18 protein-coding genes and 1 tRNA gene are annotated in these 21957 nt (G+C 62.4%); 14 read left to right on the forward strand and 5 right to left on the reverse strand.

The annotated features are described in order from the left end of the window. Positions 1–186 precede the first annotated feature (186 nt). Positions 187–681, forward strand: coding sequence for a hypothetical protein (locus ABRP30_RS02565; RefSeq protein ID WP_349975208.1), 495 nt, complete (start codon positions 187–189; stop codon positions 679–681). Between the two features lie 76 nt (positions 682–757). Here ABRP30_RS02565 and ABRP30_RS02570 read toward each other — a convergent pair whose 3' ends face one another. Then, complete coding sequence (locus ABRP30_RS02570) at positions 758–1090, reverse strand: multidrug efflux SMR transporter (protein WP_267820596.1); 333 nt, start codon at positions 1088–1090, stop codon at positions 758–760. A gap of 86 nt (positions 1091–1176) precedes the next feature. Here ABRP30_RS02570 and ABRP30_RS02575 point away from each other — a divergent pair, with 86 nt between their 5' ends. Next, positions 1177–2067 carry a LysR family transcriptional regulator gene (locus ABRP30_RS02575; RefSeq protein WP_349975209.1) on the forward strand — a complete coding sequence of 297 codons (891 nt, stop codon included), beginning with the start codon at positions 1177–1179 and terminating at the stop codon, positions 2065–2067. An 11-nt stretch (positions 2068–2078) separates the two neighbouring features. After that, positions 2079–3350: a lipid IV(A) 3-deoxy-D-manno-octulosonic acid transferase gene (gene waaA / locus ABRP30_RS02580; protein WP_349975210.1), complete on the forward strand. Its 1272-nt coding sequence runs from the start codon at positions 2079–2081 to the stop codon at positions 3348–3350. An 18-nt stretch (positions 3351–3368) separates the two neighbouring features. On the opposite strand, the gene ABRP30_RS02585 is transcribed toward waaA, so the two are convergent. Further along, positions 3369–4757: a PLP-dependent aminotransferase family protein gene (locus ABRP30_RS02585; protein WP_349975211.1), complete on the reverse strand. Its 1389-nt coding sequence runs from the start codon at positions 4755–4757 to the stop codon at positions 3369–3371. Positions 4758–5176: 419 nt separating this feature from the next. On the opposite strand from ABRP30_RS02585, the gene ABRP30_RS02590 reads away from it, so the two are divergent. From ABRP30_RS02590 to ABRP30_RS02635, 10 genes are all read left to right on the forward strand, one after another. Further along, positions 5177–6202 (forward strand): TauD/TfdA family dioxygenase, encoded by a 1026-nt coding sequence (locus ABRP30_RS02590; protein WP_349975212.1) that lies wholly within the window; start codon positions 5177–5179, stop codon positions 6200–6202. 31 nt (positions 6203–6233) lie between these two features. Then, entirely contained in the window at positions 6234–7019 is a 786-nt protein-coding gene (locus tag ABRP30_RS02595; RefSeq protein ID WP_349975213.1) for a TSUP family transporter, read from the forward strand. Positions 7020–7044: 25 nt separating this feature from the next. Continuing rightward, positions 7045–7806, forward strand: coding sequence for an SDR family NAD(P)-dependent oxidoreductase (locus ABRP30_RS02600; RefSeq protein ID WP_349975214.1), 762 nt, complete (start codon positions 7045–7047; stop codon positions 7804–7806). Positions 7807–7934: 128 nt separating this feature from the next. Beyond that, complete coding sequence (gene fdnG / locus ABRP30_RS02605; protein ID WP_349975215.1) at positions 7935–11003, forward strand: formate dehydrogenase-N subunit alpha; 3069 nt, start codon at positions 7935–7937, stop codon at positions 11001–11003. After that, positions 11003–11959 carry a formate dehydrogenase subunit beta gene (gene fdxH, locus ABRP30_RS02610; RefSeq protein ID WP_349975216.1) on the forward strand — a complete coding sequence of 319 codons (957 nt, stop codon included), beginning with the start codon at positions 11003–11005 and terminating at the stop codon, positions 11957–11959. The genes fdnG and fdxH overlap by 1 nt, the downstream gene beginning before the upstream one ends. Then, positions 11956–12612 carry a formate dehydrogenase subunit gamma gene (locus tag ABRP30_RS02615; RefSeq protein ID WP_349975217.1) on the forward strand — a complete coding sequence of 219 codons (657 nt, stop codon included), beginning with the start codon at positions 11956–11958 and terminating at the stop codon, positions 12610–12612. Before fdxH ends, ABRP30_RS02615 begins: the two co-directional genes overlap by 4 nt. 4 nt (positions 12613–12616) lie before the next feature. After that, complete coding sequence (fdhE, locus tag ABRP30_RS02620) at positions 12617–13543, forward strand: formate dehydrogenase accessory protein FdhE (RefSeq protein WP_349975279.1); 927 nt, start codon at positions 12617–12619, stop codon at positions 13541–13543. A gap of 110 nt (positions 13544–13653) precedes the next feature. Next, positions 13654–15081 (forward strand): L-seryl-tRNA(Sec) selenium transferase, encoded by a 1428-nt coding sequence (gene selA, locus ABRP30_RS02625; RefSeq protein WP_349975218.1) that lies wholly within the window; start codon positions 13654–13656, stop codon positions 15079–15081. Next, positions 15078–17000: a selenocysteine-specific translation elongation factor gene (gene selB / locus ABRP30_RS02630; protein ID WP_349975219.1), complete on the forward strand. Its 1923-nt coding sequence runs from the start codon at positions 15078–15080 to the stop codon at positions 16998–17000. The genes selA and selB overlap by 4 nt, the downstream gene beginning before the upstream one ends. 6 nt (positions 17001–17006) lie before the next feature. Then, a tRNA-Sec gene (locus ABRP30_RS02635) sits at positions 17007–17102 on the forward strand. A 9-nt stretch (positions 17103–17111) separates the two neighbouring features. On the opposite strand, the gene ABRP30_RS02640 is transcribed toward ABRP30_RS02635, so the two are convergent. Together ABRP30_RS02640 and ABRP30_RS02645 are read right to left on the reverse strand one after the other, a co-directional pair. Beyond that, entirely contained in the window at positions 17112–18101 is a 990-nt protein-coding gene (locus tag ABRP30_RS02640) for an asparaginase (RefSeq protein ID WP_349975220.1), read from the reverse strand. 72 nt (positions 18102–18173) lie between these two features. Then, positions 18174–19616 (reverse strand): sodium:alanine symporter family protein, encoded by a 1443-nt coding sequence (locus tag ABRP30_RS02645; RefSeq protein WP_267820621.1) that lies wholly within the window; start codon positions 19614–19616, stop codon positions 18174–18176. A gap of 177 nt (positions 19617–19793) precedes the next feature. Between ABRP30_RS02645 and ABRP30_RS02650 the strand changes: the two genes are divergently transcribed. Continuing rightward, positions 19794–20603, forward strand: coding sequence for an XRE family transcriptional regulator (locus tag ABRP30_RS02650; RefSeq protein WP_349975221.1), 810 nt, complete (start codon positions 19794–19796; stop codon positions 20601–20603). A 132-nt stretch (positions 20604–20735) separates the two neighbouring features. Here the strand turns inward: ABRP30_RS02650 and ABRP30_RS02655 are convergent, their stop codons facing one another. After that, positions 20736–21521: a TSUP family transporter gene (locus ABRP30_RS02655; protein WP_349975222.1), complete on the reverse strand. Its 786-nt coding sequence runs from the start codon at positions 21519–21521 to the stop codon at positions 20736–20738. Positions 21522–21957 lie beyond the last annotated feature (436 nt).

The raw sequence follows: 21957 nt of genomic DNA on the forward strand, positions 1-21957 counted from the left end.
GCGTGAATAGCGCGTTAGTGTTGATTCGGGTTGCCTGAAGTTTGCCGGCCTGTTGGATTTTATTTGAGAGGGCAACTGTTATTTTTGCCAGTTTCGACGTGGCTGTTCTGTCGATACGCTGGTCGCTGTTGTAGGTGTCACCACGGTGCTACAGAAGAGACTGTCAACGACGGAAGGGGTATGACCATGAGCAAAATTGTACACTTTACGGATTTCGCGCTTCTGCCGGGTGCACAGAAAGAGCGTGAACGCTTGAATGGCTGGCGTCTTTATAATCAGCACGCGGGCGTGAGCTTTCGGAAGCATCCGCAGGATGACAATAAATTTGTACTCTACAATAACAGCAACTCGGGGGCGGACCTGCGCCCGGGCATCATCATGTATAAAGTCATTTCGGGTTATGCGCCTGGCACCAAAGTGAAGTTCCTGATGACGGCAAGTTACAGCAGTAATAACAATCCCCCTCGTTTGTCCGTACGTTACGGGACGGAGATTGTTGTGCCCGAACGTCAGTTGACAGCCGATTTTGTCGACCACGTTGGGGAGTTTGTCGTTGAGGAGGACGGGGTAATTCTTGCTATTGAAAACGCAGTGGCCGAAAGCGCGGGTAACGATCTTTATATTTCGCAGTTGAATATTTCGGTCAATGAAAAGGGCATCGACGGCTCAGCAAGCAGGTAACAACCCACCCTGCTCACTGGCTTCGGCCTGTTGCCGGTAGGCGTTAGTGCACTATCGGCATCAGGCTGACGCATGTTCAGTGCCCCGTCGTTTTGGAAAACAACTGGATCACCACCACGCCGCCGACGATCATTGCCATCCCCAGCATCGCCGGCACATCGAGTTTCTGGCCATAGATCACCAGCGCCGCCACGCTGATCAGCACGATCCCCAGCCCCGACCAGACCGCATAGGCGATGCCTACCGGAATGCTGCGCACCACCAGGGTCAGCATCCAGAAGGCGATTGCGTAGCCGACCACCATCAGCAGCAGTGGCAATGGCGTGCTCAGGCCTTTCACAGCCTTCATGGAGGCTGTGGCGATGACTTCGGCAACGATAGCGATGGCGAGGTAGGTGTAGGCGTTCATGGTTCGATCCTCCGGTTCTGGTCCGGCATTCTAGAGTGTCCCAGGATGCGGTAAAGTCATTACCTATCACCCCAGGAGATAGGTTGATGGCCGAGCAGTGGAATCTTGAGCAACTGCGGACCTTTGCGCGTGTCGTCGAACTGCGCTCGTTCTCTGCCGTTGCCCGCGAGCAGGGCAAAGTGCAATCCGCCGTCAGCACTGCCATTGCCATGCTCGAAGCGGACCTGGGCGTCACGTTGTTCGAGCGCAGCAGCGGCCGCCAGCCCAGGCTGACCGAAAACGGCACTGCGCTGCTGGAGGATGCTCGCGAACTGCTGCGCCAGTGCGAACGGCTCGATGGCCGCGCGCTGGCCCTGATGCGTGGCCAGGAAGCGTTGCTGCGGGTGGCGCAGGATGAAGCCATGCCGTATCAACCGGTGATCGACAGCCTCGACGAACTGGCCAGCCATTACCCTTTTCTGGAAGTTCAACTGGCCAGCGGTGCCCAAGGTGATGTGGCGCGCAAGCTGGTAGAGCGGCGTGCAGACCTGGGTTTGTTTTTCCACCATGAAAGCATGCCCGCCTCATTGGAACGGCGTGCACTGGGCAGCGTGGAGATGGTCACGGTGTGCGCGGTGGACCATCCATTGGCGCGGGAAAGCCGCGTGACACGCCAGCAGTTGGCACGTTACCGCCAGTTGCTGATCACCCCACAGCAAAGTGGCTACCCAGGCGGCGAAGCGATCAGCCCGCAGGTATGGCGCGCCGACAGCTTCTACGCCATGGCCGAGCTGCTGATGCGCGGGCTGGGCTGGGCGTGGCTGCCGCGCCATGTGGTGCAATACCCGACCTACCAGGCGCATATGGTCGAGCTCGCCAGCGAATGGCGGCCACCGGCCTTGGTCGTCGAACTGGCCTGGCGCCGTGACGAACCCCTGGGGCCCGCCGCGCAGTGGCTGGCCGAGCGCTTTGCGGTGCACTTGCGCGCGATCGGGTAAACTTCGCCGCCATGAACAGAACTCTCTATACCCTGTTGTTCCACCTGGGCCTGCCGCTGGTAGCGCTGCGCCTTTACCTGCGTGCACGCAAGGCTCCGGCCTACCGCCAGCGTATCGGCGAACGCTTCGCCCGCAACCTGCCGGCGATGCGCCAGGGTGGCATCTGGGTTCATGCCGTTTCGGTCGGTGAAAGCATTGCCGCCGCGCCTATGGTGCGCGCGTTGCTCAAGGCCTACCCGGACCTGCCGGTCACCCTCACCTGCATGACCCCCACCGGCTCCGAGCGCATTCGCGCGCTCTTCGCCGATGAGCCACGCATCCAGCATTGCTACCTGCCTTATGACCTGCCGTGGGCGGCGGGGCGTTTTCTCGACCATGTGCGCCCGCAGCTGGGTATCATCATGGAAACCGAGCTATGGCCCAACCATATTCACCAGTGTGCCAAGCGAGGCATTCCGGTCGCGTTGGCCAATGCACGGTTGTCCGAGCGTTCCGCCCGTGGCTATGCGCGGTTTGCCAGGCTTACCCGGCCGATGCTCGCCGAGATGAGCCTGATTGCGGTGCAGACCGAAACCGAGGCGCAACGCTTTCGCGACTTGGGTGCCCGCCCTGAGTGCGTGCAGGTCACAGGTTCGATCAAGTTCGACCTGAAGGTCGATGATCAGCTTTTGCCGCGTGCCAGGGCACTGCGTGAGCAGTGGGGCGCGGGGGAGCGGCCGGTGTGGATTGCGGCCAGTACCCATGAGGGTGAGGACGCACTGATCCTGCAGGCTCATCAACAGTTGCTGCAGGTGCATGGCGACGCGCTGCTGGTCCTGGTGCCGCGCCACCCCGAGCGTTTCGATGCAGTGCACGCCTTGTGCAGCGCGCAGTTCGCTACCGTTCGCCGTTCTGCCGCGACTGCGGTCGATGCCCAGACCCGCGTGTTGCTTGGCGATACCATGGGTGAGCTGCTGTTCCTCTACGCATTGGCCGACATCGCTTTCGTCGGCGGCAGCCTGGTCGCCACTGGCGGCCACAACCCACTGGAGCCGGCAGCGCTGGCGCTGCCAGTGATCATGGGGCCGCATGTGTTCAACTTCCTCGAAATCAGCGCGATGTTGCGCGATGCCGGGGCGCTGCAGCAGGTGGACGATGCCCAAGGGTTGGCGGTGGTCGTGCGGCAGTTGATCGAGCTGCCGCAGGAGGCCCAGCGCATGGGTGAGGCGGGCAGGGCGGTGATGCAGGCCAATCAGGGCGCCTTGCAGCGCTTGCTGGAGGGGCTGGGGCGGTTGATCCGCTGAACCGCGCCTGGTGTTTCTCTAGTAGAAAAGCCGCGGTTCGGAGGAGTCCAGTAAGCTTGCGAGTTTGGTCAAGGCGAAACTCAACTCGGCACGGCTTGGCGTCATCAGGGCGATGCGCACGCCACTGCTGGCTGGGCTGCGCTCAGGCTGGAACTGGCTGCCGCTGACCACGGTTACCCCATTGTTGCGCGCCAGGTTGGCGAACTCATCGCTGGTCCATGGCTCAGGCAGCTCCAGCCAGATATGGAAGCTGTTCGGCTGGCTGCGCACCTTGTACCTGCCGAGGATTTCCAGCGCCATCAACTGGCGTGCGGCGGCTTCTTCCTGCTGCACTCGCACCAGTTGTTCAGCCATACCGCTGTTGATCAGGTTGCTGGCCAACTGGGCCATCAGCGGGGACGGCATCCAGACGCTGCTGCGCACCATCGACGACAACCGTGAAAGCGTTTGTGGCGGCGCGTAGAGGTAGCCGATACGCAGGGCCGGCAGCACGCTCTTGGACAGGCTGGTCAGGTACACCGAGCGCTCAGGTGCATAGGCGGCCAAGGGTTTGTAGTCAGGTGCCGGTTCGAGGAAACCGTAGATATCGTCATCCACGATGAACAGGTCGAATTCGCGGGCAATCTGGGCGATAGCCTCGCGACGCGCGTGCGGCATCACCGAGTTGGTAGGGTTCTGGTGGGTGGTCACACATACCAGCAGCGAAGGGCGGTGCTCCAGGCAGGCAGCCCGCAAAGCCTCGGGAATCAGGCCGTGCTCGTCCATGGCTACCCCGCGCAAGCGGCGGCCCATGCTGTGGGCCAGGGAAATGATGCCGGGGTAGCAAAGCGACTCGCACAGGATCACATCATCGCTTTTTGACAGGCTGCTGATGGCCACCAACAGGCCGTGCTGGGCGCCGGAGGTCAGCACCACCTGTTGCGGGCGAGCTTCGGGCAACCAGCGCTGGATCCATGTGGCGCCAGCCTGCTTGTGCGTTGCATGGCCACCGTCGGTAACGTAGTCGAGCACCTGGTCCAGGTCGGGGGATGCCGCCAGCTCGGTGATTGCTCCGCGCAGCCAGTCGGCCATGTGCGCATCGTTGGGCTTGATGATCGACAGGTCGATCTGGCCGTTTTCCTGCTTGAACGGTGCGGGCCGCGAGGTGGCGGTGGGGGCAGGCGCCGGCCGTTGCTGCAGGACGAAAGTCCCGCGACCAACCTCACCCACCACCAGGCCCCGCTTGGCCGCTTCGTCATAGGCTCGGCCAATGGTGCCAGGGGTCACGTGCAGTGCCTCGGCGAGGTCCTTGAGTGTTGGCAGGCGGTCGCCCGGCGTCAGCCGGCCGTTGCCTATGTCCTGCTCAAGCGCATCGGCAATCATCAGGTAGACCGGCTGCGCCAGGTCGCTGTAGTGAGGAACCCACATGGAAATGGCACCAGAATCTGCAAGAGCGCGGAAGCCTAGCACGAAAGTCAGGATCGGAGTAATCGGGTTTTTACGCTGTAAATTGCCTCTATTGATATGACTTCGAGGGTCGTCTCGGTCGGTCCACCAGGCCCCGCTTGAGCACTGGCGTGAGTGTGATCAATGGGTGCTACGAAGAAATCTTTTGAAATCAATGAGTTGATTGGATGGAATCAATCATGGTGGCAATCGGCCAATGAATTAAATTGAATCGATTCTATTTTTGTAATTACAATGATTGAGTCGATGCAATGCGGCGATGCCTGGAGCGGTATCGCCCTTTCACATCGCTCAGCTGTGAACGGATTCAAAAAAAACAAAGACTGCCGCCTCTGCCCGGCTTGGCACGACACCGAATGGTCAATGGAATAGCACCCGAAATGGAAAGCGCACACCTGCAACAAGCAGCCGAGCCTCAGACGTCACTGGAAATCCGCCTGCCCGGGGTTGTCTCCAGCGCCTGGCAAACCTTGCTCAACAACACCCCGCTCGACTTCGAAACCAGCAAAGAGCTTTACCCGCAACTCAAGGAGCAGGCGCAAGAGGTATTGGGCAAAGCGCTGTGCCAGCAGATACGGGGTTTCGTTGAAGATCCGCAACTGACCAGCATGATCGTGCGCAACTGCCCACGCGATCGCGATGTACCGCCTACCCCTTACTCCGGTGTGCTCAGCCCACGCAGCACGCCAATTGCCTGCCTGGTCAGCCTGACCATGCAGCACCTGATGGGTATTCACCCGGTTGTCTACGAGGGTGAAAATGACGGTCGGCTGTTTCGCCATGTAATCCCGGCCCGTACCTCCTCCAGTCACAAGAGCTCGCATGGCTCGCGGCTGCGGTTTTCCTACCATGTCGACAATCCCGACCTGCCATTGTCTTCCGAGCCGCTGAGGACCGTGTCCTGCTGCCCGGAATACCTGTCGTTCTTCGGCATGCGCTGCGACCCACGTATCAGCACCACCTTGGTCAACCTTGATGCCGTGATCGCAGCGCTACCCTTGGCGACCGTGCGCGAACTTTGCGACGCGCAATTCGAAATCCGCCGCCCTGACTCGTTCACCGGTAACCGCCGCTGCACTGCCGAGCTGCCGGTGCTGGTGCGTGGCCATTCAGGCGAGTGGTTGAGCCGCTTCGACAGCGAGAACACCCACGGCCTGAACCTGCGCGCCGAGCAGGCCCTGGCCACCCTGCGCGGGTTGTTGGAGACCCGGCGTTTCGATGAGCCACACCTGCTGCTGCCAGGCGATTTCATGATCTTCAAAAACCAGCGTGTGCTGCATGCCCGCGATGGTTTCGAACCCCAGAACGACGGCGCTGACCGTTGGCTGCTGCGGGTGTTCGCGGTCAACGACCTGAACCGGGTGCGCTTCGCCCGGGCCGACCACCTGTACGAAGTGCTCTCCTGATTTCTCTTCATTCATCGACGGAATTACTGCTATGGAACTGTTAGGCGCTTACTGGGCGGAACACTGGCTGCTGGCGATCCTGCTGCTGGGCGCCATTGCCTTTGTCGCGGGCTTCGTGGACAGCATTGCCGGGGGCGGCGGGTTGTTTCTGGTACCAGGGTTTCTGCTGGTGGGCATGCCGCCTCAGGTAGCGCTGGGGCAGGAGAAACTGGTCAGTACGCTGGGCACGCTGGCTGCGATCCGCAACTTCCTGGCCAACAGCAAGATGGTCTGGCAGGTGGCACTGGTCGGCGTGCCTTTCTCACTGCTCGGCGCCTACCTGGGGGCGCACCTGATCGTGTCGATCTCTCAGGAAACCGTGGGCAAGATCATTCTGGCGTTGATCCCTTTCGGCATCCTGATCTTCCTCACCCCCAAGGACCGCCCGATAGAGGAGCGGGAGCTGTCGACGCGGATACTCTACACCGTCGTGCCATTGACCTGCCTGGCCATCGGCTTCTACGACGGCTTCTTCGGCCCAGGCACTGGCAGCATGTTCATCATCGCCTTCCACTACCTGCTGCGTATGGACCTGGTTTCCAGTTCGGCCAACTCCAAGACGTTCAACTTCGCCTCCAACATCGGTGCGCTGGTCGCATTCATCATGGCCGGCAAGGTGGTCTACCTGCTGGCGCTGCCCCTGGTGGCTTGCAACATCCTCGGCAATCACATGGGCAGTGCTCTGGCGCTGCGCAAAGGCAACGACGTGGTGCGCAAGGCGCTGGTGTTTTCGATGTTGTGCCTGTTCACCAGCCTTGGCGTGAAGTACCTGGTCTGACATTACCTTCTGGGAGACAAACCTGATGAAAACTGCATTCGTAACCGGCGCCTCCTCAGGCTTTGGCCGGGCCATATGCGCCACCCTGGTTGCCAAGGGCTACCGCGTGATCGGGGGCGCCCGCCGTATGGAAAAGCTGCAGGCGCTGGAGCAAGAACTTGGCGACAACTTCATTCCACTGGCGCTTGATGTGACTGATGGGCAGTCGATCAGCGCAGCGGTGGCGCAGATCAACGAAGCTGCACCGGGCATCGATGTGCTGGTCAACAACGCGGGATTGGCGCTGGGTATCGAGCGGGCCCAGGCCTGCAGCACCGAGAACTGGCAGCGCATGATCGATACCAACATCACCGGCCTGGCCATGGTCACCCATGCGGTACTGCCGCAGATGGTGCAGGCCGACAGCGGCATGATCATCAACATCGGTTCGATTGCCGGCACCTATCCCTACCCGGGCGGCAACGTCTATGGTGCGAGCAAGGCGTTCGTGCGGCAGTTCAGCCTGAACCTGCGCGCCGATCTGGCAGGGACCCGCGTGCGTGTCAGCAACATCGAGCCAGGGCTGTGTTCCGGGACCGATTTTTCCGTGGTGCGCCTGAACGGCGACCTCAATGCGGTGGATGCCTTGTACCGCGACGTGCAAGCGATCCTGCCCGAAGACATTGCTGCCACGGTTGCGTGGATCGCTGAGCAGCCGCCACACGTGAACATCAACGCCCTCGAAATCATGCCGGTGGCGCAGAGCAGTGCGGCCTTGAATGTGGCGCGCAATCTGCCGCCTTGCTGATTAGGGTCAATCGCACTTTTGGCATTATTGGCTAGTCTTAACGGTTGGCGGCATCACTTTGCCGCTACCGTGATGACCCGAGGCGCCGGCAAAGCCCCGAGCGCCCGAAACCTGATCAGGAGTGCACGATGGACCTCAACCGTCGGCAGTTCTTCAAGGTCGCCGCTGTCGGCCTTGGAGGCTCGAGCCTGGCGGCGTTGGGCATGGCCCCGACGCCGGCCTTCGCCGAGCAGGTGCGCCACTTCAAGCTGGCGCACACCAAGGAAACCCGCAACACCTGCCCCTACTGCTCGGTCGGCTGCGGCCTGATCCTTTACAGCCAGGGCGATGCGGGCAAGAACGTCAAACAGAACATCATCCACATCGAAGGCGACGCCGACCATCCGGTCAACCGCGGCACCCTGTGCCCGAAAGGCGCCGGTCTGCTGGACTTCATCCACAGCGAGAGCCGCCTCAAGTACCCCGAAGTGCGCAAGCCGGGTAGCAAGGAGTGGGTGCGGGTGAGCTGGGACGAGGCACTCGACCGCGTTGCCGAACTGATGAAGCAGGACCGCGACGCCAACTTCATCGAAAAGAACGACCAAGGGCAAACCGTCAACCGCTGGCTTACCACCGGTTTTCTCGCTGCCTCCGCCGCCTCCAGCGAGGCCGGCTACCTGACCCACAAGGTCATCCGCGCAACTGGCATGCTGGGGTTCGATAACCAGGCACGTGTCTGACATGGCCCGACGGTGGCAAGTCTTGCCCCGACGTACGGCCGTGGCGCCATGACCAACCACTGGTCAGATATCGCCAACGCGAATCTGGTCCTGGTGATGGGTGGCAACGCAGCAGAAGCGCACCCGTGCGGCTTCAAGTGGGTGACCGAGGCCAAGGCGCACAACAAGGCGCGGCTGATCGTGGTCGACCCGCGGTTTACCCGTACCGCCTCGGTGGCGGACTACTACGCGCCGATTCGCACCGGCAGCGATATCGCCTTCATGGGCGGGCTGATCAATTACCTGCTAAGCACTGACAAGATCCAGCACGAGTACGTGCGCAACTACACCGACGTGTCGTTCATCGTCAAAGAAAGCTATGGCTTCGAAGACGGGCTGTTCAGTGGCTACGACGCCGCCAAGCGCGTGTATGCCGACAAGTCCGGCTGGGGTTACGAACTGGGCGAAGACGGTTTCGCCAAGGTCGACCCGACCCTGCAGCACCCGCGTTGCGTGTTCCAGTTGATGAAGCAGCATTACAGCCGCTATACCCCGGAACTGGCGAGCATGACCTGTGGCATGCCGCAGGACGCCATGATGAAGATCTGGGAAGAAATCGCCACCTGCTCGGTACCGGGCAAGACCATGACGATTCTCTATGCACTGGGCTGGACGCAGCATTCGATCGGCGCTCAGATCATCCGCAGTGCGGCCATGGTCCAGTTGCTGCTGGGCAACGTCGGCATGCCGGGTGGCGGGGTCAATGCCTTGCGCGGGCATTCCAACATCCAGGGGCTGACCGACCTTGGCTTGCTCTCCAACTCGCTACCGGGCTACTTGAGCCTGCCTGGCGATGCCGAGCAGGACTATGCCGCCTACATCGACAAGCGGGCTTCCAAGCCGCTGCGCCCTGGGCAGCTGTCCTACTGGCAGAACTACGGCAAGTTCCATGTCAGCCTGATGAAGGCCTGGTATGGCGCCAATGCCACGGCAGACAACAACTGGGGTTACGACTGGTTGCCCAAGCTCGATGTGCCGGCCTATGACGTGCTGCGCATGTTCGAAATGATGGGCCAAGGCAAGGTCAACGGTTACCTCTGCCAAGGTTTCAACCCGATCGCCGCATTGCCCGACAAGAACCGCGTGACCGCGGCTTTGGGCAAGCTTAAGTGGCTGGTAGTCATGGACCCGCTGGCCACCGAGACCTCGGAGTTCTGGCGTAATGCCGGGCCCTTCAATGACGTCGACACGGCCACTATCCAGACCGAAGTGATCCGCCTGCCCACGACCTGTTTCGCCGAGGAAGATGGATCGCTGGTCAACAGCAGCCGCTGGCTGCAGTGGCACTGGAAGGGCGCCGACGGCCCGGGCGAGACCCGCACCGACGTGCAGATCATGAGCGAGTTGTTCCTGCGCCTGCGCCAGCGCTACCAGACCGAGGGCGGCACTTACCCTGACCCGATCATGAACATCAGTTGGCCCTACAAGCTGGCAGACGAGCCGTCCCCGGAGGAACTGGCCAAGGAAATGAACGGCTGGGCGGTCACTGATGTGACCGATCCGACCGGTACGCTGATCAAGGCCGGGCAACAGTTGGCAGGCTTCGGCCAGCTCAAGGACGACGGCAGCACAGCGTCCGGCTGCTGGATCTTCGCCGGCTGCTGGACCGAGCAGGGCAACCAGATGGCCCGGCGTGACAACAGCGACCCCTACGGCATGCATCAGGTGCAGAACTGGGCCTGGGCCTGGCCGGCCAACCGCCGCATCCTCTACAACCGTGCCTCCAGCGACCTGCAAGGCAAGCCCTGGGACCCGGAGAAAAAGCGCCTGGTATGGTGGAACGGCAAGGCCTGGACCGGCACCGACGTGCCCGACTTCAAGGTCGATTCGCCACCGGAAGCGGGCATGAACCCGTTCATCATGAACCCCGAGGGCGTCGCACGGTTCTTTGCCATCGACAAGATGGCCGAAGGGCCATTCCCCGAGCACTATGAGCCGTTCGAGACGCCGATCGGCATCAACCCACTGCACCCGAAGAACAACAAGGCCACCAGCAACCCGGCCGGGCGGATCTTCGATTCGGTGTGGGACACCCTCGGCAAGCACGACGAATTCCCCTATGCGGCAACGACCTACCGTTTGACCGAGCACTTCCACTTCTGGAGCAAGCATTGCCGGCTCAACGCCATTGCCCAGCCCGAGCAGTTCGTCGAGATCGGTGAGGTGCTGGCCAACGAGAAGGGCATCAAGGCGGGGGACCGGGTGCGGGTGTCGAGCAAGCGCGGGCATATCGAAGCGGTGGCGGTGGTGACCAAGCGGATTCGCCCGCTGCAGGTCAACAACCAGACCGTGCACCAGATCGGCATCCCCTTGCACTGGGGCTTCACCGGCGCGACGCGGCACGGTTATCTGACCAACACCTTGGTGCCCTTCCTCGGTGACGGCAACACGCAGACGCCGGAGTCCAAGTCGTTCCTCGTCAAAGTGGAGAAAATCTGATGGCCAGCCAAGACATCATTGCCCGCTCGGCCACCACCACCGTACCCCCTTCGGTACGCCAACAAGAGGAAGTCGCCAAGCTGATCGACACCACCAAATGCATCGGCTGCAAAGCGTGCCAGGTGGCGTGTTCGGAGTGGAACGAGCTGCGTGACGAGGTGGGCCATAACCACGGCACCTACGACAACCCCCAGGACCTCACGGCCGAGACCTGGACCCTGATGCGCTTCACCGAACACGAGCGCGACGATGGCAACCTGGAGTGGCTGATCCGCAAGGACGGCTGCATGCACTGCGCAGAGCCAGGTTGCCTGAAGGCCTGCCCCAGCCCGGGAGCGATCATCAAGCACGCCAACGGCATCGTCGATTTCAACCAGGACCACTGCATCGGCTGTGGCTATTGCATCACTGGCTGCCCGTTCAACATTCCGCGCATCTCGCAGAAAGACCACAAGGCCTACAAGTGCTCGCTGTGTTCCGACCGCGTGAGCGTGGGCCTGGAGCCTGCCTGCGTGAAAACCTGCCCGACCGGCGCGATCGTCTTCGGCAGCAAGGACGAAATGAAGGTGCATGCTGGCGAACGCATCGTCGACCTCAAATCGCGTGGCTACGACAACGCCGGGCTCTACGACCCGGACGGCGTCGGCGGCACGCACGTCATGTATGTATTGCACCATGCCGATACGCCCAGGCTGTATGCCGGCCTGCCCGACCAGCCGGTGATCAGCCCACTGGTAGGCTTGTGGAAGGGCATCACCAAGCCCCTGGCGCTGCTGGCGATGGGCGCGGCGGTGCTGGCCGGGTTCTTCCACTATGTGCGGGTTGGCCCGCAGCGGGTCGAGGAGGACGAACACCGCAACCCCGCGCCACCTGATGACAGCGTGCACCAGGTGGACCCCGCGGTGCATGTCTATGATCCGAAGCAGCCCGGTGGGCAAGGGGAGCAGCGGCCATGAACGACGAAAAACCCATATTGCGTTACAACGCCAACGAGCGTACCAACCACTGGATCGTCGCCATCCTGTTCGTGCTGGCCGGGCTTTCTGGGCTGGCGCTGTTCCATCCGGCGCTGTTCTGGCTCAGCCATCTGTTCGGCGGGGGGCCGTGGACACGGATCTTGCACCCCTTCATCGGGGTGGCCATGTTCGTGTTCTTTCTGTTCCTGGTGGTGCGTTTCTGGCGCGCCAACTTCATCACTGCCAACGACCGCCTGTGGCTGCGCCGCATCGACCGGGTGATGCTCAACAAAGAGGAGGGCGTGCCGCCGATCGGCAAGTACAACGCTGGCCAGAAGCTGCTGTTCTGGACGCTGTTGGTGTGCATGCTGGTGTTGCTGCTCAGCGGCCTGGTGATCTGGCGCGCGTATTTCAGCCATTTCTTCGACATCGGTTCGATCCGCCTGGCGTCGTTGGCCCATGCGCTGGCGGGCTTCGTGCTGATACTCAGCATCATCGTGCACATCTACGCCGGTATCTGGATCAAGGGCTCGATCGGCGCCATGCTGCATGGCTGGGTCAGCCGCGCCTGGGCACGCAAGCACCATCAGTTGTGGTATCGCGAAGTGACCGGCGACAAGACGCCGAGTGATCATGGACGTAAAGAAGGATGAAGGCTTGAGCACGATACTCGAACCGGGGCAGATCGAAGCGTCGGCGGTGATGCCGCCGTTCTTGCACCTGCCGCCCGCCAACCTGTTCGAACTGCGCGCCGTGCGCCTCGAGCAGCTCGCTGCAGGGCATGCCCTTGGCGACTATTTGCGTCTGGTCGCACGGCTGTGCCGCATTCAGCAGCAGCTTGTGGATAACCCGCCTGGTGGTTTGCCAGTGGCCGATGACCGGCAGCGCCTGTGCATAAGTCATGGCTTGCCACCCCTGGCAGCCGATGGCCTGGTGCGCGAGGGGGCGTGGCTGGTGTGGTTGCAGGCGCTGCTCGACCGGTTCGACGATGAGGCCGATGGCCCTTTGGCGGCAGCCTTGCAGGCACTGCGCGGCAGTGACGACAGCCAGCGCAAAGGCTGGGGTGCCGCATTACTGGCAGGGCAGTACGACGCTGTGCCCGTAGCTTTGGTGCCGTTTCTGGGGGCCGCGCTGCAGGCGGCGTGGTCCAGCTGGTTGCTGGGGCTACCGTCACCTGAGCTCAAGCCGTCGGGCAGCCAGGCCCAGTGCCCGGCCTGTGGTTCGCCGGCCATGGCCGGGGTGGTACGTAACCGTGGCAAGCACAACGGCCTGCGTTATCTGGCGTGCTCGTTGTGTGCCTGCGAATGGCATGTGGTGCGGGTCAAGTGCGTGTACTGCGAGGCGAGCAAGGGTTTGCGCTACACCAGCCTGGAGGATGACCGCCATGCGCCGGGCAAGGCGCCGCTGCGGGCTGAATGCTGCCCGGGGTGCAATACCTACCTGAAGCAGAATTATCTTGAGAACGACGCTGCTGCCGAGCCGTTGGCCGATGATCTGGCCAGCCTGGCACTGGATATTCGCTTGGACGAGGAGGGCTTTCATCGGCTGGCACCCAACCTGATGCTGGCGCCGGGTGGTGGGTGAGTGTCTACACTGCACAATTGAGTTGCCCTCATCGCCGGCAAGCCGGCTCCCACCAAGCGCTGGCTTGCCGGCGATGAGGGCCGAACAGACAATGGATAAGGTAGTACCTGATGTCTTCAAGCCTCGCCAGCAACACGCCACGGCTCCCGTCCATCGACACCCTGCTACGCCACCCGGCCTGCCTCCCGCTGATCGAGCGCCATGGCCGCGACGCGGTGCTCGCCACCCTGCGCCAACTGCTCGACGACCTACGCGAACCTGTTCGCAACGGCCAACTCGGCACTGCCGAACTGGGCGCTGAAATCCTCCTGGGCCGCAGCGGCGAGCGCCTGGCGGCCCAGCAGCGCAGCCAGGTACGCCGCGTCTTCAACCTCACCGGCACGGTACTGCACACCAACCTGGGTCGTGCCCTGTTGCCGGAGGAAGCCGTTGAAGCCATGCAGACCGCCGCCCGCCATCCGCTCAACCTGGAGTTCGACCTTGCCACCGGCAAGCGTGGCGACCGAGACGATCTCATCGAAGGGCTGATCCGCGAGCTGACCGGCGCCGAAGCGGTCACCGTGGTCAACAACAATGCTGCCGCCGTGCTGCTTGCACTCAACAGCCTGGGCGCGCGCAAGGAGGGCATCATCTCCCGCGGGGAGCTGATCGAGATCGGTGGCGCCTTTCGCATTCCCGACATCATGGCCCGTGCCGGTGTACGCCTGCACGAGGTCGGCACCACCAACCGCACCCATGCCCGCGACTACGAAGCTGCCATCGGCCCGCGTACCGGCTTGTTGATGCGGGTGCATTGCAGCAACTACAGCATCCAGGGCTTCACCACCCAGGTGCCCACCGCAGAGCTTGCACGTATCGCCCATCTGCATGAGCTGCCACTGCTCGAAGACCTGGGCAGCGGCAGTCTGCTCGACCTGACCCGCTGGGGCCTGCCCGCCGAACCGACTGTGCGCCAGGCCCTGGCCGATGGCGCGGATATCGTGACCTTCAGCGGTGACAAGCTGCTGGGCGGCCCGCAGGCCGGGATCATCGTCGGGCGCAAGGACCTGATCGCCAGGATCAAGAAAAACCCGCTCAAACGTGCCCTGCGCGTCGACAAGATCACCCTCGCGGCCCTCGAAGCCGTGCTGGCGTTGTACCGCAACCCGGACAGGCTGGCCGAACGCTTGCCCAGCCTGCGCCTGTTGACCCGCAGCCAGGCTGAGATCCACGCCCAGGCCGAGCGCCTGGCCCCCGAGCTCAAAGCCCGTCTAGGGGCGCAATGGGCGGTCAGCGTCGAGCCTGCGCTCGGCATGATCGGCAGCGGCAGCCAGCCGGTCGCCCGCCTGCCCAGCGCCGCGCTGTGCCTGCGCCCACAGGTGTCGAAGAAATTGCGCGGGCGCAGCCTGCATGTGCTGGAACGCGCCTTGCGCGACCTTGCGGTGCCGGTACTTGGCCGTATCGACGATGATGCGTTGTGGCTCGACCTGCGCCAACTGGACGACGAAGCCCAGTGGTTGGCGCAGTTACCTTCCCTGCAGCTGGGGCCGGTGCAGTGATCGTTGGGACTGCCGGCCACATCGACCACGGCAAGACCGCATTGCTCCAGGCCCTGACCGGGCAGGCCGGCGATCACCGCCAGGAAGAACGCGAGCGCGGCATGACCATCGACCTGGGCTATCGCTATGCCGCCCTCGCCGAAGGCGCGCCACTGACGGGCTTCATCGATGTGCCCGGCCACGAGCGTTTCATCCACAACATGCTTGCCGGCGCCCATGGTATCGATCTGGTGTTGCTGGTGGTGGCTGCCGATGACGGCGTCATGCCACAGACCTGTGAGCACCTGGCGATCATCGAGTTGCTGGGCATTCCCCAGGCACTGGTGGCAATCAGCAAGTGCGACCGGGTCGCGCCGGCGCGCGTGGCCGAGGTACAGGCGCAGATTGCGCAACTGCTGGCGCCCGGGCCTTATGCCGGGGCGGCGCCGTTCCCGCTGTCGAGTGTCACCGGCGAGGGGGTCGAAGCGCTGCGTGATGCTTTGCTGGCGGCGGGCGAGCGCTTGAAGCGGCGCAGCGTGCGTGGGGGCTTTCGCCTGGCTATCGACCGCGTCTTCGCGGTCACCGGGGCTGGCCTGGTGGTCACCGGTACGGCGCTGGCCGGGCGTGTGAGCGCGGGTGATACGTTGTTGCTGGGCAAGGCCGGTAAAGCCGTGCGCGTACGCGGTCTGCATGCGCAGAACCAGGCCGCGCTGGTGGCTGAAGCCGGGCAGCGTGTGGCACTGAACATTGCAGCCGAGCGGCTCGCCATGGAGCAGGTGCGCCGTGGCGACTGGCTGGTATCGCAGTGGCTGCACGCGCCCAGCACACGGGTGGACATCGAACTGCAACTGCTCGCCGGGGAAGCCCGTCCCTTCGAACATTTCAGTGCCGTGCACGTACATCTGGGCACCCAGGACGTCACCGCGCGGGTCGCCCTGCTCGAAGGCGAGCGCCTGCCTGCAGGGCAGCGTATGTTCGCCCAATTGTTGCTCAATGCGCCGCTGCAAGCCGTGCACGGCGACCGCCTGGTGCTGCGCGACCAGCGTGCCCAGCGCACGCTTGGCGGCGGTACGGTGCTGGACCCGTTCGCCCCGAGCCGGCAGCGTCGCAGCGAGGCGCGCTTGCGCCAGTTGAAGGTGCTGCGTGATGCCGAGGGGCTGGAGCAGGCCCTGATGGCCTTGCTCCACAACGCGCCGGGCGGGCTTGACCCGCAGCGGCTGGAGCGCCAGTTCAACCGCTTGCGTGAGGGCTGGCAGTTGCCTGCTGATGTGCAGGTGGTCGCCACAAGGCAGGGCCAGTTGTTGTTCGCCAAGACCCAGTGGCAGGCGCTCAAACACCAGCTGCGCGAACAACTGGTGTCGTTCCACGAGCAGGAGCCCGACCAGCTCGGCCCGGACCGTGACCGCCTGCGCCGCTTCGCCGCTTTGCCCGTCGAGCGTCCCGCCTTCGTCAGCCTGCTCGAGGAAATGCTCGGCGAAGGCGCCATTGCCAGCAGCGGGCCGTGGTTGCATCTGCCCGATCACAAGGTGCAGTTGAGCGACGCCGACAGCGCGCTATGGTCGCGGCTGCAGCCAAGGTTGCTGGAAGGGCAGTTCGATCCGCCATGGGTGCGGACGCTGGCCAGCGAAGAACAGTGTGCCGAGGCGGATGTGCGCCTGTTGCTCCGAAAGTTGGCCAGGCTTGGCGTCGTGCATCAGGTGGTACGTGACCTGTTCTACCCCGAGGCGACGCTACAGCGCATGGCAGAGCTGCTGCTTGGGCAAGCGAATGAAACGCCGGTAGTGCAGGTGGCCGCATTTCGCGATATGTTGGGCATCGGTCGCAAGCGCAGTGTGCAGATTCTGGAATACTTCGACCGTATCGGCCTGACCCGCAGGGTTGCCGATCAGCGTCACATCCGCGCCGACAGCGCCCTGGCCCAGCAGCAGGCCAGGCACTGAGTTCAAGGAAGGCAATCGCGCCCGGTGGCGCGGCCGGGCTTCAAACCCGGTTGGGGACGGCAGCCGTTCCCGGGCAGGTTCGACTCCCGCTGCCTTCCGCCAATTTCCTGGTCACGCGCGCTCGCCGCACAGGTCCAGCGCAAACCACGGCTCTGCAGCCTCTGCATCCAGCCCCGCGCCCAGCAGCGCAAACAGCTTGCCCAGCGCCGCCTCACGGGTCATGCCACCGCCACTGACCAGGCCGGCACCACGCAGGCGGTTGCCCGCCGCATAGGTATCGAACACCACCGAACCCTCTGGGCACTGGCTGATGGCAACCAGCATCACCCCACGTTGGCGCGCAGAGCGCAGCACGTCGAGCAGAGCCTGGTCATCCGATGGCCCGGTGCCGCTGCCGTAACACTCCAGCAGCAGCCCTTGCACCCCGGTGTCGAGCAGCGCACGCAGGTGTTCGGCCTGCAACCCCGGGAATACCGGCATCACCGCGAGGTTCACCGGCTGGCGCTGCTGGCGATAACCCAACTTGGCCGGTACGTCGCTCGCCCGCTCGCCTTCACGATGACGCGGCAACGCGGCGAAGGCGTCGAACGCTTCGCTGCGAAGCTTCGAGGCGCGGCAGCCCGGCAGCAGCTGGCCATGGAAGTACAGCTGTACGCCATCCTCAAGGCCTTGTTCGAACTGGTGCAGGGCACCGCACAGGTTGTCCCAGGCATCACTGCCCGGTGCACCGGCCGGCAACATAGACCCGGTCAGCAGTACGGGTACCGGCAGGCCCAGCAGCAGGAACGACAACGCCGCCGCGCTGTGGGCGAGGGTATCGGTGCCATGCAGCACCAGCACGCCATCGTGGCCGTCATTGTCCACTGCATCGACGATGGCATCACGCATTGCCAGCCAGTTGTGCTGCTGCATGTTGGCACTGTCGAGCAGTGGGTTCATTTCCTGCAGCGTCCACTGCAGCTGGGGTGCATCGCTCAGTTGGGCGAAGTGTTCGCGCATTCGCGCATCGAAACCACCGGCCGGTGCCAGCCCTTCGGCGGTTTCGAGCATGCCGATGGTGCCCCCGGTGTAGAGGACGAGAAGATTCTTGACTGCACGCATGGAAAGCATCCGTAGCGGTGAGCGGAGAGTAGGCAGCCGCCCGCGAATGGGGCGGCTGGGCAGGCGAGGATATCAGCGCTGCGGCTGAACTTGGCCGACGGTCGTGTCAGCGGCAGTTTCGGCCTGAGGATTGGCCGGCCAGGCGTCGCGGTCCAGGTCCAGGTCGGCGAATTTGCTCGAGTCGAACACAGGCTGCTTGATGCCGGCTTTGCGCTGGTCATCGTAATCGCGCATCACGCGCAAGCCGACCTTGAACAGCAGGGCCAGGGCGACCAGGTTGACGAAGGCCAGGCAGGTCATGGTGATGTCGGCGAATGCGAACACGGTCGTCAGGTCCTGTACCGAGCCCCATACCACCAGCGCCAGCACCAGGCCACGGAACACCAGCAATACCATGCGGTTGCGGCTGAGGAACTGCAGGCTGTTTTCACCCAGGTAGTAGTTGTAGAGGATGCAGGTGAAGACGAACAGCGACAGCGCGACGCTGACGAACAGGCGGCCCCAGTCACCGACCACCGCGGCCAGCGAGTTCTGGGTCAGGACGATACCGTCACCTTCGAAGCCCGGGGTATAGAAGCCAGACAGCAGGATCAGCAGGGCGGTGCAGGTGCAGATCAGGAAGGTGTCGAGGAACACGCTGAATGCCTGGACCACGCCTTGTGCGCCCGGGTGTTTCACAGCTGCCACGGCAGCAACGTTGGGCGCACTGCCCAAGCCTGCTTCGTTGGCGAACACGCCGCGCTTCACGCCCATGACGATGGCGCTGCCGAGCAGGCCGGCGAATGCAGGGTCCAGACCGAAGGCGCTCTTGAAGATGGTTTCCAGCATGGCCGGCACGTGTTCGATCTGGGTGCCGATCACGTACAGGGTTACGGCGATGTAGGCCAGGGTCTTGACCGGTACCAGCAGGTCGGAGACCGCAGCGATACGCTTGATGCCGCCCAGGAACACGATGGCCAGCAGCACCGCCAGGGCGATACCGGTGTGGCTTGGGTCAAAGCCGAAAGCGTTCTGTAGCGAGTGTGTCACGGTGTACGACTGCAGGCCCATGAAGGCGAAGCCGTAGGTGACCAGCAGCAGGATCGAGAACACGATGGCCATGCTCCTGAGCTTCAGGCCGTGCAGGATGTAGTAGGCCGGGCCACCACGGTACAGGCCATCGCCATCGGCGCGCTTGTATACCTGGGCCAGGGTGCATTCGAAGAAGCTGCTGGCCATGCCCACCAAGGCGGTGACCCACATCCAGAACACGGCGCCCGGGCCACCCAGGGTCACGGCGATGCCGACACCGGCGATGTTACCGGCGCCGACGCGGCCGGCCAGGCTCAGCATCAGGGCCTGGAAGGAGCTCAACTGGCCTGCCTGGCCACGCAGCGATTCCTTGAACACACTGAACATGTGGGCGAAATGGCGGAACTGTACGAACCGCGAGCGGATGGTGAAGTAACCGCCGAGACCGACGATCAGCACGATGAGAAGCTTCCCCGAAAGGAAATCGTTGAGTGCTTCGAGCATTGGAAAATGACCTCGATTCTTATTCTTCGCGTGAAAGACCAGCGGACGGCAGGCGCACCGCTATCGTTGGGGCGCATGGTTGGCCATGACAAGAGTGGTTACAATTTCGCTGGTTGCTCTGAGTTGATGCGACTTGATGCTACACTTGCGCCATTCGCGTCACCCTGGATGCCTAAAATGAGCGATCATTTCGCTAGCAACCTCAAATTGGCCTGCAGCCACTACCGCTCTATCTCCGAAGTTTGCCGCCAGCTGTCGATCAACCGCGCGCAGTTCAACAAGTACCTGAGCGGGCAGAGCCGTCCGACAGCGTTCAACCTCAAACGCATCGGTGATTTCTTCGGTGTCGAGGATTACGAGCTGAATTTGCCACCCGAACAGTTCGCCCGCTTGATCGGCGCCCGGGTATCGGCTTTGGCCGACCAGCCCAGCGACCCGATCAGCGAGCTGTTCCGCCCGCTGCACGAGCACGCCGGCAACCTGTCGCGCTATTGCGGCTACTACTTCGAGTACTCCAACTGCATGTCGGTACCCGGCACGATCCTGGTGTCGCTGGTGCACCTGCGCGAGGAGCGCGGCCGCTTCCTGTTCGAACGCCAGGAGCGCCAGGAGCGCTCGAGCGCTACCGACCTGCATGCCGAGGTGCGTTGCCGCTACCTGGGCGCGGCGTTTCAGCTGCAGGACCGGATGTTTCTCATCGACTACGAGTCGCTGACCCTGAACGAGATGAGCCAGACCATCCTCATCCCCAGCTTCAAAAGCCGCATCACCCGCTTGAATGGCCTGAAGACCGGCGTCTCCAGCGGCGACCGGCGCAACCCGGCCTGTACCCGCGTGGTGTGGGAGTACCTGGGTGAGGAGATCAATCGCATCAATGCCTACCGGCAGGTGAAGCTGTATCAGCCGGATGATCCGCGCATCGATGACGATGTGCGTGAGCGGTTGAGCGTGGGCCCGCTCAGTAACGGGTTGTTCGAAATCGAATAGATGAGCGCTTGTACACGTATTGCCGCCGGTGACCTCTGAGAAGTACATGGCCAGTGGGTGGGCCAACTTTGCCGAGGCCGCACCGGTTGGAAAGGGGGCGGACTCCCGGCTCATTGCCTGTTCAATGAAGGCTTAAAGTTGTCGCAACCACTCCCCAACCGGATGCCCCTCGCTGAGTAGCAGCTTCAACGACATCAGGCAGCAAATAGTGATCAGCAATGGCTTGATCAGCCGTGGCCCGAAGTACAGTGCACAACGTGCGCCGAGTTGCGCACCGACAATGGCGCAAACTGCCATGGCCAGTGCCAGGGGCCAGATGATTGCGCCGCTGAAAGCAAACACCGAAAGGGCGCCGAGGTTGCAGGATGCATTGAGCAATTTGCTGCTGCAGATCGCCTGCATCAGGTGTTGCCCCAAGAGTAACGTGAAGGCCACCATGAAAAATGACCCCGTGCCTGGCCCGAATATACCGTCGTAGAACCCAATGACTGGAGCAACTGCCAGCGTGAAGACCAGATACGAGACCCTCTGCCTGCGCGCCTTGGTATCAAGCTTGGGGCTGAGCGCGAAATAGAGGGCCACTGTAATCAGCAAGATGGGTACAACTGATTCCAGGAGGGCTTTGTCGAGCATGCTGATCGACAATGCGCCTGTAGCGCCACCGACGAATGACAAAGCGGCCATGGGCCAGCCAGTTCGCCACTCGATCATTCGCTTGCGCGCGAACGCCCATACGGCTGAAACACTGGCTGAAGAGGCCTGAAATTTATTGGTAGCCATTGCCGCCACCGGATCGACACCTGCGATGAAAAAGGCCGGCAACTTGAGTAACCCTCCGCCTCCTGCTATCGCATCAAAAAAACCGGCGAGCAATGCGATCGAGGCCAGCGGTAAGAGTAATGAAACTTCAATCTCCATTTATATCTCCCCCGCCTTAGCCGCGTACGATCAGTGGATCTTGTTGTAAAGTCACTGGCCTTGCATCCGGTGAATACCCGAATAGTCGAACCAGCAGTCTTCGGTTGCCCTTGAAAATGTCGCGAGCATGAGGTGCCTGACTATTGTTGATCAATAGTGCGGAGTAAGAGCTTGGTAAGAAGTCGATGCTGGCTGGCGGTTTGTTGAGTGTGAGATTGAGGATCTGAGATCTGGACTTTGAGTTTAACCCTGTCATTGTTATTTCTTTGTATGTAGGGGAAGGTGGAACTTGTTTTTAGGGTGCTGACTATCTAACTCGATATTTTTTACCGCGGATGTAGGGCCGCGCTCTTGCGATTCGTGGGGAATGTCCGTTGCTATGGTAGGAATCGTCTTACGCAGGCAGTGCTGTCAGCCTCAGGGTTGGACTTCCCCG

The sequence above is a fragment of the Pseudomonas sp. WHRI 8519 genome (genome assembly GCF_040224055.2).
GTDB lineage: Bacteria > Pseudomonadota > Gammaproteobacteria > Pseudomonadales > Pseudomonadaceae > Aquipseudomonas > Aquipseudomonas putida_X.

Bases quoted from the DNA above. Each gene is read 5' to 3' on its own strand.
- fdxH (WP_349975216.1), top strand. From the start codon at position 11,003: ATGGCCAGCCAAGACATCATTGCCCGCTCGGCCACCACCACCGTACCC.
- waaA (WP_349975210.1), top strand. From the start codon at position 2,079: ATGAACAGAACTCTCTATACCCTGTTGTTCCACCTGGGCCTGCCGCTG.
- ABRP30_RS02645 (WP_267820621.1), bottom strand. From the start codon at position 19,616: ATGCTCGAAGCACTCAACGATTTCCTTTCGGGGAAGCTTCTCATCGTG.
- ABRP30_RS02575 (WP_349975209.1), top strand. From the start codon at position 1,177: ATGGCCGAGCAGTGGAATCTTGAGCAACTGCGGACCTTTGCGCGTGTC.
- ABRP30_RS02640 (WP_349975220.1), bottom strand. From the start codon at position 18,101: ATGCGTGCAGTCAAGAATCTTCTCGTCCTCTACACCGGGGGCACCATC.
- ABRP30_RS02600 (WP_349975214.1), top strand. From the start codon at position 7,045: ATGAAAACTGCATTCGTAACCGGCGCCTCCTCAGGCTTTGGCCGGGCC.
- selA (WP_349975218.1), top strand. From the start codon at position 13,654: ATGTCTTCAAGCCTCGCCAGCAACACGCCACGGCTCCCGTCCATCGAC.
- ABRP30_RS02570 (WP_267820596.1), bottom strand. From the start codon at position 1,090: ATGAACGCCTACACCTACCTCGCCATCGCTATCGTTGCCGAAGTCATC.
- ABRP30_RS02565 (WP_349975208.1), top strand. From the start codon at position 187: ATGAGCAAAATTGTACACTTTACGGATTTCGCGCTTCTGCCGGGTGCA.
- ABRP30_RS02590 (WP_349975212.1), top strand. From the start codon at position 5,177: ATGGAAAGCGCACACCTGCAACAAGCAGCCGAGCCTCAGACGTCACTG.
- ABRP30_RS02595 (WP_349975213.1), top strand. From the start codon at position 6,234: ATGGAACTGTTAGGCGCTTACTGGGCGGAACACTGGCTGCTGGCGATC.
- ABRP30_RS02585 (WP_349975211.1), bottom strand. From the start codon at position 4,757: ATGTGGGTTCCTCACTACAGCGACCTGGCGCAGCCGGTCTACCTGATG.
- ABRP30_RS02615 (WP_349975217.1), top strand. From the start codon at position 11,956: ATGAACGACGAAAAACCCATATTGCGTTACAACGCCAACGAGCGTACC.
- ABRP30_RS02650 (WP_349975221.1), top strand. From the start codon at position 19,794: ATGAGCGATCATTTCGCTAGCAACCTCAAATTGGCCTGCAGCCACTAC.
- ABRP30_RS02655 (WP_349975222.1), bottom strand. From the start codon at position 21,521: ATGGAGATTGAAGTTTCATTACTCTTACCGCTGGCCTCGATCGCATTG.